Source organism: Microbispora sp. CL1-1 (assembly GCF_012034195.1).
Classification (GTDB): Bacteria; Actinomycetota; Actinomycetes; order Streptosporangiales; family Streptosporangiaceae; genus Microbispora.
Genome location: NZ_JAATEK010000026.1, coordinates 101,419 through 114,624, shown reverse-complemented (window position 1 = coordinate 114,624; position 13,206 = coordinate 101,419). Strand labels below are relative to the sequence as shown.

The following is a 13,206-nucleotide window of genomic DNA, read 5'->3' as shown; positions in this document are numbered from 1 at the left end:
TGATCCCCGAATGTCCGTCGAATCGCGACGAATCATCCCGAGATCGGGTTCGATAAGAGGGAGTCGCTGAGATCCTAACAGCCGATCCCCCGAGGGGGATTCAGGCTCGCCGGTCCTCAGCGCGTGCAGAAAGACTAGCACCCACGCGGAGGTGCTGTGCACAACTTGGGCAACTTCGTGGTCCTGCCCTGTCTCCAGGGTCTTCAAACCTCAGTCGTCACAAAGCTTGAGACGCCTGTGCGCCCTCGTCCACGACGAGGGCGCACAGGAAGACGGCCTAAGCCGGCAGGGCGGCGAGCTGGGCTTCGAGACGGGAGATGTCCTCGGCGGCCTGCTCGGCCCGCCAGCGCACCTTCGCCACGACGTCCTCCGGCGCCTTGGCCATGAACTGCTCGTTGCCGAGCTTCGCCGTCACCTGGGCCTGCTCCTTGCGTGCCGCGGCCAGGTCCTTCTCCAGCCGTTTCCGCTCGGCGGCGACGTCGATGGCTCCGGCCGTGTCGATCTCCACGAGCACCGTGCCGACCGTGAGCCGGGCTGTCGGGCTGAAGGTGTCCGTCGGCTCGTCCAGACGCAGCAGGACGCGGATCGCCCCCTCATGGGCGGCGAGAGCCGTACCGGACAGGGACAGCCGCGCGGCGACCCGCTGGCCGGGCTTGAGGCCCTGGTCCGAACGGAACCTGCGCACCTCCGTCACGAGATTCTGCAGCGAGGAGATCTCCTGCTCGGCCGCGGGGTCGATCAGCTCGGGCGACGCCGTAGGCCAGGGAGCGACCACGATCGACTCCCCACCGGTCAGAGCCCGCCACAACTCCTCCGTGACGAACGGCACGAGCGGGTGGAGCAGCCGTAGCAGCGCGTCGAGGACATGCCCCAGAACCCGCTTGGTGTTCTCGGCCACCACGCCGCCCTCGGCGAACTGGACCTTGGCCAGCTCGACATACCAGTCGAAGACCTCGTCCCAGGCGAAGTGGTAGAGCGCGTCGGACGCCTTGGCGAACTCGAACTCCTCGAAGGCCGCGTCGACGCTGGTGACGACCTCCTGCAGGCGCGACAGGATCCACCGGTCGGCCGAGGTGAGCTCTTCGGGCAGACCGTCGGAGACGGCGCCGTTCATCAGCGCGAAGCGGGTGGCGTTCCAGATCTTGTTGCAGAAGTTGCGGGATCCGGCCGCCCAGTCCTCGCTGATCGCCACGTCTGAGCCGGGGTTGGCACCGCGCAGGAGCGTGAAGCGCGTGGCGTCCGCGCCGTACCGCTCGATCCAGTCGAGCGGGTCGACGACGTTGCCGAACGACTTCGACATCTTCTTGCCGAACTGGTCGCGCACCATGCCGTGCAGGGCCACGGTGCGGAACGGCGGCTGGCCGTCCATCGCGTACAACCCGAACATCATCATCCGGGCGACCCAGAAGAACAGGATGTCGTAGCCGGTGACGAGCACGGTCGTCGGATAGAAGCGGGCCAGATCGGGTGTGGCGTCGGGCCAGCCCAGCGTGGAGAACGGCCACAGACCGGAGGAGAACCAGGTGTCGAGGACGTCCTGGTCCTGCTCGTAACCGGCCGGCGGCTCCTCGTCCGGCCCCACGCAGACCATGTCGCCGTCCGGGCCGTACCAGACGGGGATCCGGTGTCCCCACCACAGCTGGCGCGAGATGCACCAGTCGTGCATGTCGTCGACCCAGTCGAAGTAGCGCTTGGCCAGCTCCGGCGGGTGGATGCGGGTGCGGCCGTCACGCACCGCGTCGCCCGCGGCCTTCGCCAGCGGGGTGACGTTGACGAACCACTGCAGCGACAGCCGCGGCTCCACCACGGTCTTGCAGCGGGAGCAGTGTCCGACGGAGTGCACGTAGGGCCGCTTCTCGGCGACGATGCGGCCCTGCTCGCGCAGCGCGGCGACCACGGCGGGCCGCGCCTCGAACCGGTCGAGCCCCTCGAAGGGCCCGTGGGCGGTGATGATTCCGCGCTCGTCCATGATGACGAGCGACTCCAGCGAGTGGCGGCGCCCGATCTCGAAGTCGTTCGGGTCGTGCGCGGGGGTGACCTTGACCGCGCCGGTGCCGAAGGACGGGTCCACGTGCGCGTCCGCGACGATCGGGATGCGCCGGCCGGTGAGCGGGACCTCGACGTACTTGCCGACAAGGTGCGCGTAGCGCTCGTCGGCGGGGTGGACGGCGACAGCGGTGTCGCCCAGCATGGTCTCGGCGCGGGTCGTGGCGACGACGATCTCCTCGTCACCCGAGCCGTAGCGGATGGAGACGAGCTCGCCGTCGTCGTCGCTGTGCTCGACCTCGATGTCGGACAGGGCCGTCAGGCAGCGGGGGCACCAGTTGATGATCCGCTCGGCGCGATAGATGAGCCCGTCGTCGAACAGCTTCTTGAAGATCGTCTGGACGGCCCGGGAGAGCCCCTCGTCCATCGTGAAGCGCTCACGCGACCAGTCAACGCCGTCGCCGAGCTTCTTCATCTGACCGAGGATCCGGCCGCCCGACTCCTCCTTCCACTGCCAGACGCGCTCGACGAACGCCTCGCGGCCGAAGTCGTGGCGCGACAGGCCGTCCTTGGCGATCTCGCGCTCCACGACGTTCTGCGTGGCGATGCCGGCGTGGTCCATTCCGGGGAGCCACAGCGTTTCCATGCCCCGCATGCGGGCTCGCCGGGTGAGCGCGTCCTGGATCGAGTGGTCGAGGGCGTGGCCCACGTGGAGCGACCCGGTCACGTTGGGCGGGGGAAGCACGATGCTGTACGGCTCGCGCCCGCTGCCCGGGTCCGCTGTGAAGTAGCCCGCCGATACCCAGCGCTCGTAGCTCCGGGTCTCGACATCGACGGGCGCGTACTGGGTGGGCAGCTCAGACGTAGTCACGCTGCCCAATTCTAGGGATGTCCGGAAGCCGTCCGAGCCGTCGCCGCACGCCCTGTGGACAACGCCGCGGCGAAGGCCCGTTTCAGGCGGACTTCTCCCTGGGGGTCCGCTGCTGCTTGGCCTGCAGCTGGTCGCGGGGCACCAGGGTCGGATTCACGTGCTCCAGCACGGCCTCTCGGGTGATGACGACGCGCGCCACGTCCTGGCGGGAGGGCACCTCGTACATCACGGACTGGAGGACTTCCTCCATGATGGCGCGCAGCCCGCGGGCGCCGGTGCCGCGCAGAATGGCCTGGTCGGCGATGGCCTCAAGGGCGTCGTCGGAGAACTCCAGCTCGACGTTGTCGAGTTCGAGCAGGCGGCGATACTGCTTGACGAGCGCGTTGCGCGGCTCCGTGAGGATCTGGATCAGCGCGTCCCTGTCGAGGTTGTGCACCGACGTGATCACAGGGAGACGGCCGACGAACTCGGGGATCATGCCGAACTTCAGGAGATCTTCCGGCATGACGTCCGAGAAGATGTCGGAGGAGTCCATCTCCTCCTTCGAGTGGATGATCGCGTTGAAGCCGATGCCCTTCCTGCCGACCCTCGACTCGATGATCTTCTCGAGGCCGGCGAAGGCGCCGCCGCAGATGAACAGCACGTTCGTGGTGTCGATCTGGATGAACTCCTGGTGGGGGTGCTTGCGCCCGCCCTGCGGGGGCACGCTCGCCGTGGTCCCCTCCAGGATCTTCAGCAGGGCCTGCTGCACGCCCTCGCCCGACACGTCCCGCGTGATCGACGGGTTCTCGCTCTTACGGGCGATCTTGTCGACCTCGTCGATGTAGATGATGCCGGTCTCGGCCTTCTTGACGTCGTAGTCGGCGGCCTGGATCAGCTTGAGGAGGATGTTCTCCACGTCCTCGCCGACGTAGCCGGCCTCGGTCAAGGCGGTGGCGTCCGCGATGGCGAACGGCACGTTGAGCATCTTTGCGAGGGTCTGCGCGAGCAGGGTCTTTCCCGACCCGGTGGGGCCGAGCAGCAGGATGTTGGACTTGGCCAGCTCCAGGCCGTCGTCTCGGCCGCGCTCCCCGGACTGGACGCGCTTGTAGTGGTTGTAGACCGCTACCGACAGCGCCTTCTTCGCCTTGTCCTGCCCGATGACGTACGCGTCGAGGAACTCGTAGATCTCGCGCGGCTTGGGCAGGTTGTCCCACTTGAGCTCGGAGGATTCGGAGAGCTCCTCCTCGATGATCTCGTTGCAGAGATCGATGCACTCATCGCAGATGTAGACGCCTGGTCCGGCGATGAGCTTCTTGACCTGCTTCTGGCTCTTGCCGCAGAACGAGCACTTCAGCAGGTCTCCCCCGTCGCCGATGCGTGCCACCCCAGATACTCCTTTGCGTGGGACCGCCCCTGCCGCCGCGGTCGCTTCCGTCCGCACCCTGCTCGCGATCCGGCTCATGGTTCTGAGTCATGATCCGACGATCGCGATCCGGTGCGAAAACGTCATCCCGCTCAGGTTTCGACGTTACCGTCTCTCGGGCCCTCAGTGAGCCCCCTAGCGGTGAGTCGCACCGGAACGTGCCCAAATGGGCACCGTTCCGGTGCGGCAACTCCCTCAGGAAGCGGCGACCGCCGCCGCGCGCTTCTTCCGCGACGGGATGATGTCGTCCACCAGCCCGTACGCCTTCGCCTCCTCGGCGCTGAGGATCTTGTCACGCTCGATGTCCTTGCGGACCTCGTCGGCCGACTTGCCCGAGTGCTTGGCCACGATCTCCTCGAGCAGCGACCGCATCCGCAGGATCTCACGAGCCTGGATCTCGATGTCGCTGCCCTGGCCGCCGCCCTCGGTGTAGGGCTGGTGGATCAGAACGCGGGCGTTGGGCAGGGCGAACCGCTTGCCCGGGGTGCCGCCGGCCAGCAGGACCGCGGCGGCCGAGGCCGCCTGCCCAAGGCAGACCGTCTGGATCTCGGGCCGGACGAACTGCATGGTGTCGTAGATCGCGGTCATCGCGGTGAACGAGCCACCCGGCGAGTTGATGTACATGCTGATGTCGCGATCCGGGTCGAGCGACTCCAGCGTCAGCAGCTGCGCCATCACGTCGTTCGCCGAAGCGTCGTCGATCTGGACGCCGAGGAAGATGATGCGGTCCTCGAACAGCTTGTTGTAGGGGTTCATCTCCTTGACGCCGTACGACGTGCGCTCGACGAAGGAGGGAAGGACGTAGCGGCCGTTGATGTCACCCGGCCGGATCAGCTCACTCATCTGGGAAGCTCCAGTCACGAGACGGCGCCCTCGGAGGGCACCTGGCGGGCGCTGCGCACCACGTGGTCGATGAAGCCGTAGTCCTTGGCCTCCTCGGCCGTGAACCAGCGGTCCCGGTCGGAGTCGCGCTCGATCTGCTCGAGCGGCTGGCCGGTGTGGAAGGCGATCCGCTCCGCGAGAGTCTTCTTCACGTAGAGCATCTGCTCGGCCTGGATCGCGATGTCGGCCGCGGTGCCGCCGATGCCGCCCGACGGCTGGTGCATCATGATCCGGGCGTGCGGAAGCGCGTATCGCTTGCCACGGGCGCCGGCGCACAGCAGGAACTGCCCCATGGAGGCGGCCAGTCCCATGGCGACCGTGCACACGTCGTTCGGCACGTACTCCATCATGTCGTAAATCGCCATGCCGGCGGTCACCGAGCCACCGGGGGAGTTGATGTACATCCAGATGTCGCGCTCGGGGTCATCGGCGGCGAGGAGCAGGAGCTCAGCGGCCAGCCGGTTGGCCACCTCGTCGTTGACCTGGGTGCCGAGCACCACGATCCGCTCGCGCAGCAGGCGCTGGTAGAGCTGGTCCTCGAGGCGGGAGGGGCCACCCTCCGGGCTCCGGGCCTCGAAGCCGGAACCACCGGTCGGGAAGAAGGTCGGCGGGCTGGTCACAGCGTCACCTTCCGATGCGTCGTAATCGATTGGCTTTGCTTGTGACCTTAACGCGCGACGCAGACAGGTCATGCCCGTGCGCCGTACTGTTCGCTGACGGCGCATGTCCCGCCCGGGACGAGGGCCCCGCGCCACATCGCCCGTGTTCCCCGCCCTAACGGCACGGGCCGGGGCATACAGATCCCGGCCGTACGATTTGCTCCCCGACACGCGGTAAGAAACATATTTGCAGGGATTTGCCCGAATATAACCGGAAACCCCCGGCGCACCCGAGTGCGCCAGGGGTTTCACCGTTACCGCGACACCGATCGGCCTCCCGGCCGATCGGTGGCAGAAGTCAGGCGAGAGCCTGGGTGAATCAGCTTTCCTTGGCCTCGTCGGAGGGCTCCCCGGCGCCCGCCTCCTCGACGCCCACGGCCTCCTGCTCAGGGTTGAGCTCGGCGTAGATGGCCTTGATGTCCACCTCGTTGCCGGCCGTGTCGGTCACCTTGGCCGCGTCACCGATGAGGGTCTTGGCCTTCTCGCGCACGATCTCCATCATCGCCAGCGGGAGCTGGTTGTTGTCGGCGAGGTGCTGGGCCAGCGTGTTCGGCGCGACGCCCATCTGCATGGCGCGACGCACCACGAAGTCGGTCAGCTCCTGCTCGCTGACGCCGATCTCCTCGGCCTTGACGATCTTGTCGAGGACGAAGCCCGACTTCAGCGCCTTGGCCGAGGTCGCCTCGTACTCAGCGAACAGCTCCTCCTCGGTGGTCTGCTGGAGGCGCAGGTACGCCTCGCGGCTCAGGCCGCTCTCGGCGACCTGGTGCTCGAGGTTGTGCTTGCGCGCGTCGATCTCCGCCTGGAGCGCGCTCTCGGGCAGCGGGATGTCGATCTTCTCGAGCAGCGCGTCGAGCGCCTTCTCGCGGCTCTGCACGACCTGCTCCACCAGCTTGTTGCGGCGAACCTGCTGGCGGATGCTGTCCTTGAGCTCGTCGAGCGTGTCGAACTCGCTGGCGAGCTGCGCGAACTCGTCGTCCAGCTCGGGCAGCACCTTCTCCTTGACCGACTTGACGTTGATGATCACGTCGGCCTCCTCGCCGGCGTTCTCACCACCGACGAGCGTGGTGCGGAAGGTCTTCTCGTCGCCGGCGGCCATGCCCTGCAGGGCGTCGTCCAGGCCCTCCAGGACCGAGCCCGCGCCGACCTCGTACGACACGTCGGCGGCCTGCTGCTCGTCGAGGTTGCGGCCGTCGATCTCGGCACGCAGGTCCATGACGACGTAGTCGCCGTTCTGGGCCGGGCGCTCGACGCCGGTCAGCGTCGCGAAGCGCTGGCGCAGGGCCTCGAGCTGGGTGGTGATGTCCTCGTCGGTCACCTCGGCGGGGTCGACCACGACCTCGGTGCCCTGGTAGTCCGGGACATCGAAGGCGGGGCGGATGTCCACCTCGGCGGTGAACTCGACCTGCTCGCCGTCCTCGATCTTGGTGACCTCGATCTCGGGCTGGCTGACCGGGAAGACCTCGGTCTCGTCAACGGCCTGGCCGTACAGCTTGGGCAGGGCGTCGTTCAGGGTCTCCTCGAGAACCACCGCGCGGCCGAAGCGCTGCTCGATGATCCGGGCCGGCACCTTGCCAGGACGGAAGCCGGGCACGCGCACCTGCTGCGCGACCTTCTTGTACGCGGCCTGCAGGCTCGGCTCGAGCTCCTTGAACGGCACCTCGACGGTGAGCTTGACCCGGGTAGGGCTGAGCTCCTCGACAGCGGTCTTCACGGGGTGGTCTCCTTGATCCAGCATCTGGTGATCGCGGGCACGTCGTGCACGGCAACCGCGGCACAGTAACGCGCGCCGCGCCCACGTGAGAGGCGCAGGATCACCGTCTCGCCTGCACGCGACCTGTCCGGGCATGCTCGACTGTGGCGGGTGTCCAACGCCAAGGGCAGTCTAGAGCAGATGAGCCCCGGTAGCGACTGATCAGAGGTCTGCCATGATCTGCCGCAACAGGTCCACCGTCTCCGTAGGGGTGGTGCTGACCGCGCAGAGGCGTTCCATGACCTCGCTGTAGCGGTCGACCTCTTCCCGTTTGTCCAGGTAAAGCGCACTGGCGAGCTGCTCGACATACACGATGTCGGGCAAGTCGGGATCCGCGAACCGGAGGATGCTGAAGGCACCGCCCTCTGCGGCGTGTCCGCCATAGCTGAACGGAATGACCTGGATCGTCACGTTCGGCTGGTTCATCAGGTCGATGAGGTGCTGGATCTGACCCCGCATCACGTCGACACCGCCGATCGGCCGGCGCAGCGCCGCCTCGTCGATCACGGCCCAGAACTTGGGACTGTTCTCACCGTCGAGGATGCGCTGGCGTTCCAGCCGCAGGTCGACCCGCCTGGCGATCTCCTCCGGCGCCGCTCCGACCGCGCCGGCCATGATGACGGCCCGCGCGTACTCCTTTGTCTGCAGCAGACCGGGAACGAACTGCACCTCGTAGGTGCGGATGCGCTCGGCGGCCTCCTCCAGGCCGACGTACGCCTGGAACCACGACGGCAGCAGGTCGTTGAACCGGTGCCACCAGCCGGGCTCGTTGGCCCGCTCGACCAGGTTCATCACGACATCGCGCGTCTCCTCGTCCTCCACCCCGTAAAGGGCGAGAAGGTCGGCAACGTCGCGTTCCTTGAATCCGACCCGGCCCAGCTCCATCCGGCTGATCTTCGACTCGGAGGCCCTGATGCACTGGCCGGCCTGGTCGCGGCTGATGCCCTTGCTCTCACGGAGCTTGCGGAGCTGGGACCCGAGAAGGATGCGCAGGGCCGTCGGACCCGATCCAGCCTGGATCTGTATCACGGCGCCTCCCTCTCACCTCGGCTCTGTGTGCCGCCAAGGGACGACCCGCACGACACCCCCAGCCCACACAGTGTCACCACTTCGGGCTCCGATGACAAGGTCTGATCTACGTGTCCCTGACGGTTAGCACGGACAGCTTGTGCGTCTGCACATGACAATTGCACGTGCATTTGGGTCTTGCAGCGACGGGACGCACTGATCCATCATGTCTAGGTGCATATTGGGCCAAAATGTGCACCAGTCCTCGACCTAGGCCAGCGGGAGGTACGGGCAACCATGTCGGACGAGCCCAAACCCGGCGGCCAGCTGACCCGTGACGTGGGATTCGGCTGGTTCCGGAGGGCGGCAGGGGCGTCCGATACGGCGATGTGCCCCCTGGCACCACAGGCAGACTCGGTCAAGACCGCGCGTGATGTCACACGTACGACCCTGCGCCAGTGGGGCCTGTCGGAACTGAGTGACGACGCGGCACTGGTCGTGAGCGAACTGGTGACGAACGCGGTCCGTTACGCGCTGTATCCGGCGCACCGAGCCAGCGCCTGCCCTATAACACTGACGCTCCTGCGCATCGCCCCGCACGTGTTGCTCGCCGTCTCGGATCCCAGCGACCAGGCGCCGTCGCCCACGCAACCCGACTTCGTCTCCGAGCACGGACGCGGCCTCTACATCGTCGAGACCTACAGCCAGGCATGGGGCTGGGACGCACTCGACGAGGGCGGCAAGGCAGTCTGGGCCCTCTTCCGCACCGGCGACTGACCCGCACCACCGGGTGATCTTCAGCTTCCGGGGCGTCACCTGGAGGCTGTTCCACGTCCTCATCAGTTTCTCCTGGCCGGGCAGCTAGGGAAGTTGTGCGCGGAGCGCGAGCCACTGGTCGAGCGTTCTTGCCGTCGGCGTCTCCGACAGGTGACTACGGATGATCTCGGCCGGCGCCAGGAGGTTCTTGCATTGACGGAGGGCCAAGAGCTGCTTGTGAGGCCGCTGTCGCCAGTCGGCTGCCCACTCCGCGGCGTTCTCCAGTTCAGCGGGGAGGGCCGCGAGGATGTCGATGGCGAGGGCATCGGGGTTCAGCAGGGGTGAACGCGTGGAGCCGAGGCTGTCGATCAGATATGCACGCAGGTTGAAGCGCCTCACATTGGCGGCGATGGCGTCCAGTCCTGCGGCCTCGGCTCTGGCGAGCGCGTACATGGCCGTCTCCGCCCACGCTCGCCGTCCTTCGCCGAGCTCGGCCCGACAAGCGTGGAGGCTGTTCACCTCCCACACCCCGAGCCAGTGATTGACGGATTCGGAGGGGTGATCGACCACGAGGTCACTTTCCCACGCGCGCGGTGAAGTGACATGTGAGGCACGGAAGGAAACGTCGAAGGCCAGGCACCCCGTACGGAGTGACCTGGCCTTTCTTGATGAGAGCGGACGACGGGAATCGAACCCGCGTAGCCAGTTTGGAAGACTGGGGCTCTACCATTGAGCTACGTCCGCGCGCGCCCGGTGTCCATCTGGTCTAGACTTCATCCGGTCGTCAGGGCGTAAGCGTACCGGAGTCTCGGACCGCACGCGTACCCGACGAGACGGGGCGTGGCGCAGCTTGGTAGCGCGCTTGCTTTGGGAGCAAGAAGTCGCAGGTTCAAATCCTGTCGCCCCGACCATCGCTCGAACACGTCGAAGGCCGCATCCGGCGACGGGCCGCCTTGAACACCGATTCCGCCCGGGCTCGGTGACCGGACGGCTGGAACCGGCACCGAGCCGGACGGCTATTCGAGATGCGACGGCGGATCGCGTTCCGGCAAACTGCGCGGGTGAGCGCGGACACGTCCATATCGCCACAGGAGCGCGCCCTCCGCCATGTCGAGGCCATGTCGTCGGGAGACCCGCTCGATATCCGGTTGCGTGTGACCCTCAACTTCCACCCCGACCGCTCGGCCAGCGGCCGGGAGATCCTGCTCGGGCTGGCGGACGAGGGCGTCTACGTGTCGCAGTTCGTCACCGGAACGAGCAACGGGGGACTCACCGCTCATCCGGGTGGTGACCGGTGGCGCTGGGAGAGCAGGATCTTCGGTGGCGCCTACGACAACGCGCCCGCGCGGGAGCGCCCCGTCTATGGCGCGCTGAACTTCCGGCGCAGGTCCGTCGGCGCCGCGCCGCGGTTCGGATCCGCTCACTTCCGGCTGACGGCCGAGACTCTTCGCCGCACGACCTTCTGTTATCCGGACAGCTTCTTCGAACCCTCGGCTTTCGGTGTCGCGTCCCGCATGGCGCTGATCGAGCCGGCCGAGGCCGGCGACGCGGACCTCCTGGACGACTACATCGAAGCTCAGGTGCACGGGCCGGTCAGGCTCGACCGGGACGTGGAGGCCCTGGTCCTCGATCCCGGCTATCGCGGGACCTCTGTGGAGGCCGCTGCCCGCCGGTTGCCGTGCCCGGTGGAACGGCATCGCGGGTTCCGCCTCACCGTCGAGCATCTGCGGCGCCACCCTGACTACCGGGGCCAGGAGTACGTGGCGCTCGGCGCGGAGATCGCGGTCGGCGGCGTGCTCGATCCGCGGATCATCGGAGACGCCGCCCGCAGCGGGCGCTACGACGCGCAGGCGCTGAAGAAGGTCTGGCATTGCGTGGCGCGCTTCGGCGCGCCTCTGCCCCCGGCCGGCGAAACTCCTGCCCCGGTCGCCGCCTGCTGTCCGTACGGACCGGAAGGCGGCTGAACGGGACCTTCACCCCCTCGCCGATCCTGAGTGGATCTCCGGGACGAATCCGAGAGCGGCGACCGCTCGTGTCGCCGTCTCCACGTCCTGAAACCAGAGCCTGGGCATCCGGGGCGGGCCGGGGGCCGCACACGTTTCTATAACCTGTTCTCGCCGTACCCCCGGAACATTGAGGAGCACCATGGGCGACCTCGTCCTCGTCGACCGGCCATCCGAGGCCGTCGCGGTCGTGACGCTTAACCGTCCGCGCAAGTACAACGCGATCTCCAAGGCGCTGCTCGACGAGTTCCAGGACACGCTCGGGCGGCTCGCGCAGGAGCCCTGCCTGCGCGCGATGGTCCTCACCGGGGCCGACCCCGCCTTCTGCGCGGGACTGGACCTCGGGGAGCTGGAAGCGGGGGTGAAGATCGGCCACCCCGACTCCATCCTCCCGCTGCGGAACTTCCCGGTGCCAGTCATCGGCGCGATCAACGGCGTGGCGGTGACCGGCGGCCTGGAGTTCGCGCTCGCCTGCGACTTCAGGATCGCCAGCGAACGGGCGCGGTTCGCCGACACCCACACCCGCGTCGGCATCGTGCCCTCCTGGGGCATGACGGCCAGGCTCAGCCAGGCCGTCGGGCAGTCCTGGGCGCGGCAGATGACGTTCACGGGGGACTTCGTGGACGCTCCCCTGGCACTGCGCATCGGCCTGGTGAACGAGGTCGTCGCGCACGACCGGCTGCTGCCCCGGGCGGTCGAGCTCGCGCAGAGCATCGCGACGACGACGCCGGAGACGCTGCGCAGGATCCGGGAGATCTACGACCTCCTGCGCGACGGCACCGGCGCCGACGGCCTGCGGGCCGAGCTGGAGACCGGCCGGGACGGGCTCGCCATCACCAGCCCCGAGGACTTCGCCGCCCGCAGGCGGGCCGTCTTCGACCGGGGCCGGACACAGGCCCGCTGAGGGGTCACTCCTCCTTGACGTACGGGTGGGTGAGGAACTCGATGGAGTGGCCGTCGGGGTCGTCCACGTACACCCCGCGGCCGTGGTGCCGGTGGTTGATCTGCTGCGGCTCCTGGTGCTCGGGGCCTCCCCAGTAGGGCAGGCCCCGCTCGGCGATGCGGGAGAAGATGTCGTCGAACTCGTCCTCGGAGACGAGGAACGCCAGGTGCTGCATGACGATCCTGTCCCGGTCGACGATCGAGTCGGCGTAGTCGATCGTCACGCCGTTGCCGAGCGGGACCGTGGCGAACGGCCCGTACGCGCCGGGCTCGGGCTCGCCGAGCAGCCCGGTCAGGAACCGGGCGGACGCGAAGCGGTCGCTGCTGTGCACGATCGTGTGGTCCAGTTGAGCGGTCACGTCGCCCTCCAGGTTTCCTCCTGCCTTCATCAAGGCAATACCGTGGACGGGTGATCGACAAGCACATCTCCCGCGTGCTCGGACTCCTCGGGCAGGACGACACACTGCGCGTCCTGGCCGGGCTGGTCCTGCGTCCCGGTGAGCCGCTCGACAAGGTCACCGGGCTCGACCCCGACGTGGTGGGCAAGGCCCTGGACCGGCTGGAGCGGGGCGGCCTCGCCGTACGGGACGAGGACGGCTGGCGGGCACGGCCGGAGACCTTCCGCGACCTGCTGCGCACGATCCCCTCCGCGCCGGCGGACCCGATGGACGCGTTCCTGGTGGACGGGCGGCTCGTCTCGATCCCGGCGAAGAGGGCCAAGCGGCTGATGGTGCTCGACTACATCGCCCAGGTGTTCGAGATCGGCGTGCGCTATCCGGAGAAGGAGGTCGACGTGGCGCTGCGCGCGTTCCATGACGACTACGCCGCGCTGCGCCGTTATCTGGTGGACGAGGGGTTCCTCACCCGGGAGGCCAACGTCTACTGGCGCTCGGGGGGAACCGTCTGACGCGGCCGTCTGACGCGGCCAGTCTGACGCGGTC

At 67.7% G+C, this 13,206-nt stretch carries 12 protein-coding genes and 2 tRNA genes; 5 read left to right on the top strand and 9 right to left on the bottom strand.

Features of this window, described 5'->3' with window-relative positions:
* Positions 1-277: 277 nt before the first annotated feature.
* The 6 genes from HCK04_RS26850 to HCK04_RS26825 form a co-directional block, all read right to left on the bottom strand.
* Positions 278-2,857, bottom strand: coding sequence for a valine--tRNA ligase (locus tag HCK04_RS26850; RefSeq protein WP_312845773.1), 2,580 nt, complete (start codon positions 2,855-2,857; stop codon positions 278-280).
* An 82-nt stretch (positions 2,858-2,939) separates the two neighbouring features.
* Entirely contained in the window at positions 2,940-4,223 is a 1,284-nt protein-coding gene (gene clpX / locus HCK04_RS26845) for an ATP-dependent Clp protease ATP-binding subunit ClpX (RefSeq protein ID WP_079317756.1), read from the bottom strand.
* Positions 4,224-4,457: 234 nt separating this feature from the next.
* The gene (locus HCK04_RS26840; RefSeq protein ID WP_079317758.1) at positions 4,458-5,105 is read right to left on the bottom strand and encodes an ATP-dependent Clp protease proteolytic subunit; all 648 of its coding nucleotides are present in this window, start codon (positions 5,103-5,105) and stop codon (positions 4,458-4,460) included.
* Between the two features lie 14 nt (positions 5,106-5,119).
* Entirely contained in the window at positions 5,120-5,764 is a 645-nt protein-coding gene (locus tag HCK04_RS26835) for an ATP-dependent Clp protease proteolytic subunit (RefSeq protein WP_260617414.1), read from the bottom strand.
* 358 nt (positions 5,765-6,122) lie between these two features.
* Positions 6,123-7,517, bottom strand: a complete 1,395-nt coding sequence (gene tig / locus HCK04_RS26830; protein WP_142650169.1) for a trigger factor — start codon at positions 7,515-7,517, stop codon at positions 6,123-6,125.
* Between the two features lie 201 nt (positions 7,518-7,718).
* Entirely contained in the window at positions 7,719-8,585 is an 867-nt protein-coding gene (locus HCK04_RS26825; protein WP_142650168.1) for a helix-turn-helix transcriptional regulator, read from the bottom strand.
* A gap of 276 nt (positions 8,586-8,861) precedes the next feature.
* Here HCK04_RS26825 and HCK04_RS26820 point away from each other — a divergent pair, with 276 nt between their 5' ends.
* Positions 8,862-9,341, top strand: a complete 480-nt coding sequence (locus HCK04_RS26820) for an ATP-binding protein (protein WP_142650167.1) — start codon at positions 8,862-8,864, stop codon at positions 9,339-9,341.
* Positions 9,342-9,425: 84 nt separating this feature from the next.
* On the opposite strand, the gene HCK04_RS26815 is transcribed toward HCK04_RS26820, so the two are convergent.
* Complete coding sequence (locus tag HCK04_RS26815; protein ID WP_142650166.1) at positions 9,426-9,890, bottom strand: hypothetical protein; 465 nt, start codon at positions 9,888-9,890, stop codon at positions 9,426-9,428.
* 103 nt (positions 9,891-9,993) lie between these two features.
* Positions 9,994-10,064 (bottom strand) — tRNA-Gly (locus HCK04_RS26810).
* 90 nt (positions 10,065-10,154) lie between these two features.
* Here HCK04_RS26810 and HCK04_RS26805 point away from each other — a divergent pair.
* The 3 genes from HCK04_RS26805 (at position 10,155) to HCK04_RS26795 (ending at position 12,227) form a co-directional block, all read left to right on the top strand.
* Positions 10,155-10,231 (top strand) — tRNA-Pro (locus tag HCK04_RS26805).
* Positions 10,232-10,381: 150 nt separating this feature from the next.
* Positions 10,382-11,284 (top strand): DUF3626 domain-containing protein, encoded by a 903-nt coding sequence (locus tag HCK04_RS26800; protein WP_260617413.1) that lies wholly within the window; start codon positions 10,382-10,384, stop codon positions 11,282-11,284.
* Positions 11,285-11,465: 181 nt separating this feature from the next.
* Complete coding sequence (locus HCK04_RS26795) at positions 11,466-12,227, top strand: enoyl-CoA hydratase (protein ID WP_142650165.1); 762 nt, start codon at positions 11,466-11,468, stop codon at positions 12,225-12,227.
* A gap of 4 nt (positions 12,228-12,231) precedes the next feature.
* On the opposite strand, the gene HCK04_RS26790 is transcribed toward HCK04_RS26795, so the two are convergent.
* Positions 12,232-12,624 carry a VOC family protein gene (locus HCK04_RS26790; RefSeq protein WP_142650164.1) on the bottom strand — a complete coding sequence of 131 codons (393 nt, stop codon included), beginning with the start codon at positions 12,622-12,624 and terminating at the stop codon, positions 12,232-12,234.
* 50 nt (positions 12,625-12,674) lie between these two features.
* Here HCK04_RS26790 and HCK04_RS26785 point away from each other — a divergent pair, with 50 nt between their 5' ends.
* The gene (locus tag HCK04_RS26785) at positions 12,675-13,172 is read left to right on the top strand and encodes a DUF2087 domain-containing protein (protein WP_142650163.1); all 498 of its coding nucleotides are present in this window, start codon (positions 12,675-12,677) and stop codon (positions 13,170-13,172) included.
* The last annotated feature ends 34 nt before the right edge of the window (positions 13,173-13,206 follow it).

Coding starts and splice junctions, on each gene's coding strand:
- HCK04_RS26840 (WP_079317758.1), bottom strand. CDS start 5,105: ATGAGTGAGCTGATCCGGCCGGGTGACATCAACGGCCGCTACGTCCTT.
- HCK04_RS26820 (WP_142650167.1), top strand. CDS start 8,862: ATGTCGGACGAGCCCAAACCCGGCGGCCAGCTGACCCGTGACGTGGGA.
- HCK04_RS26795 (WP_142650165.1), top strand. CDS start 11,466: ATGGGCGACCTCGTCCTCGTCGACCGGCCATCCGAGGCCGTCGCGGTC.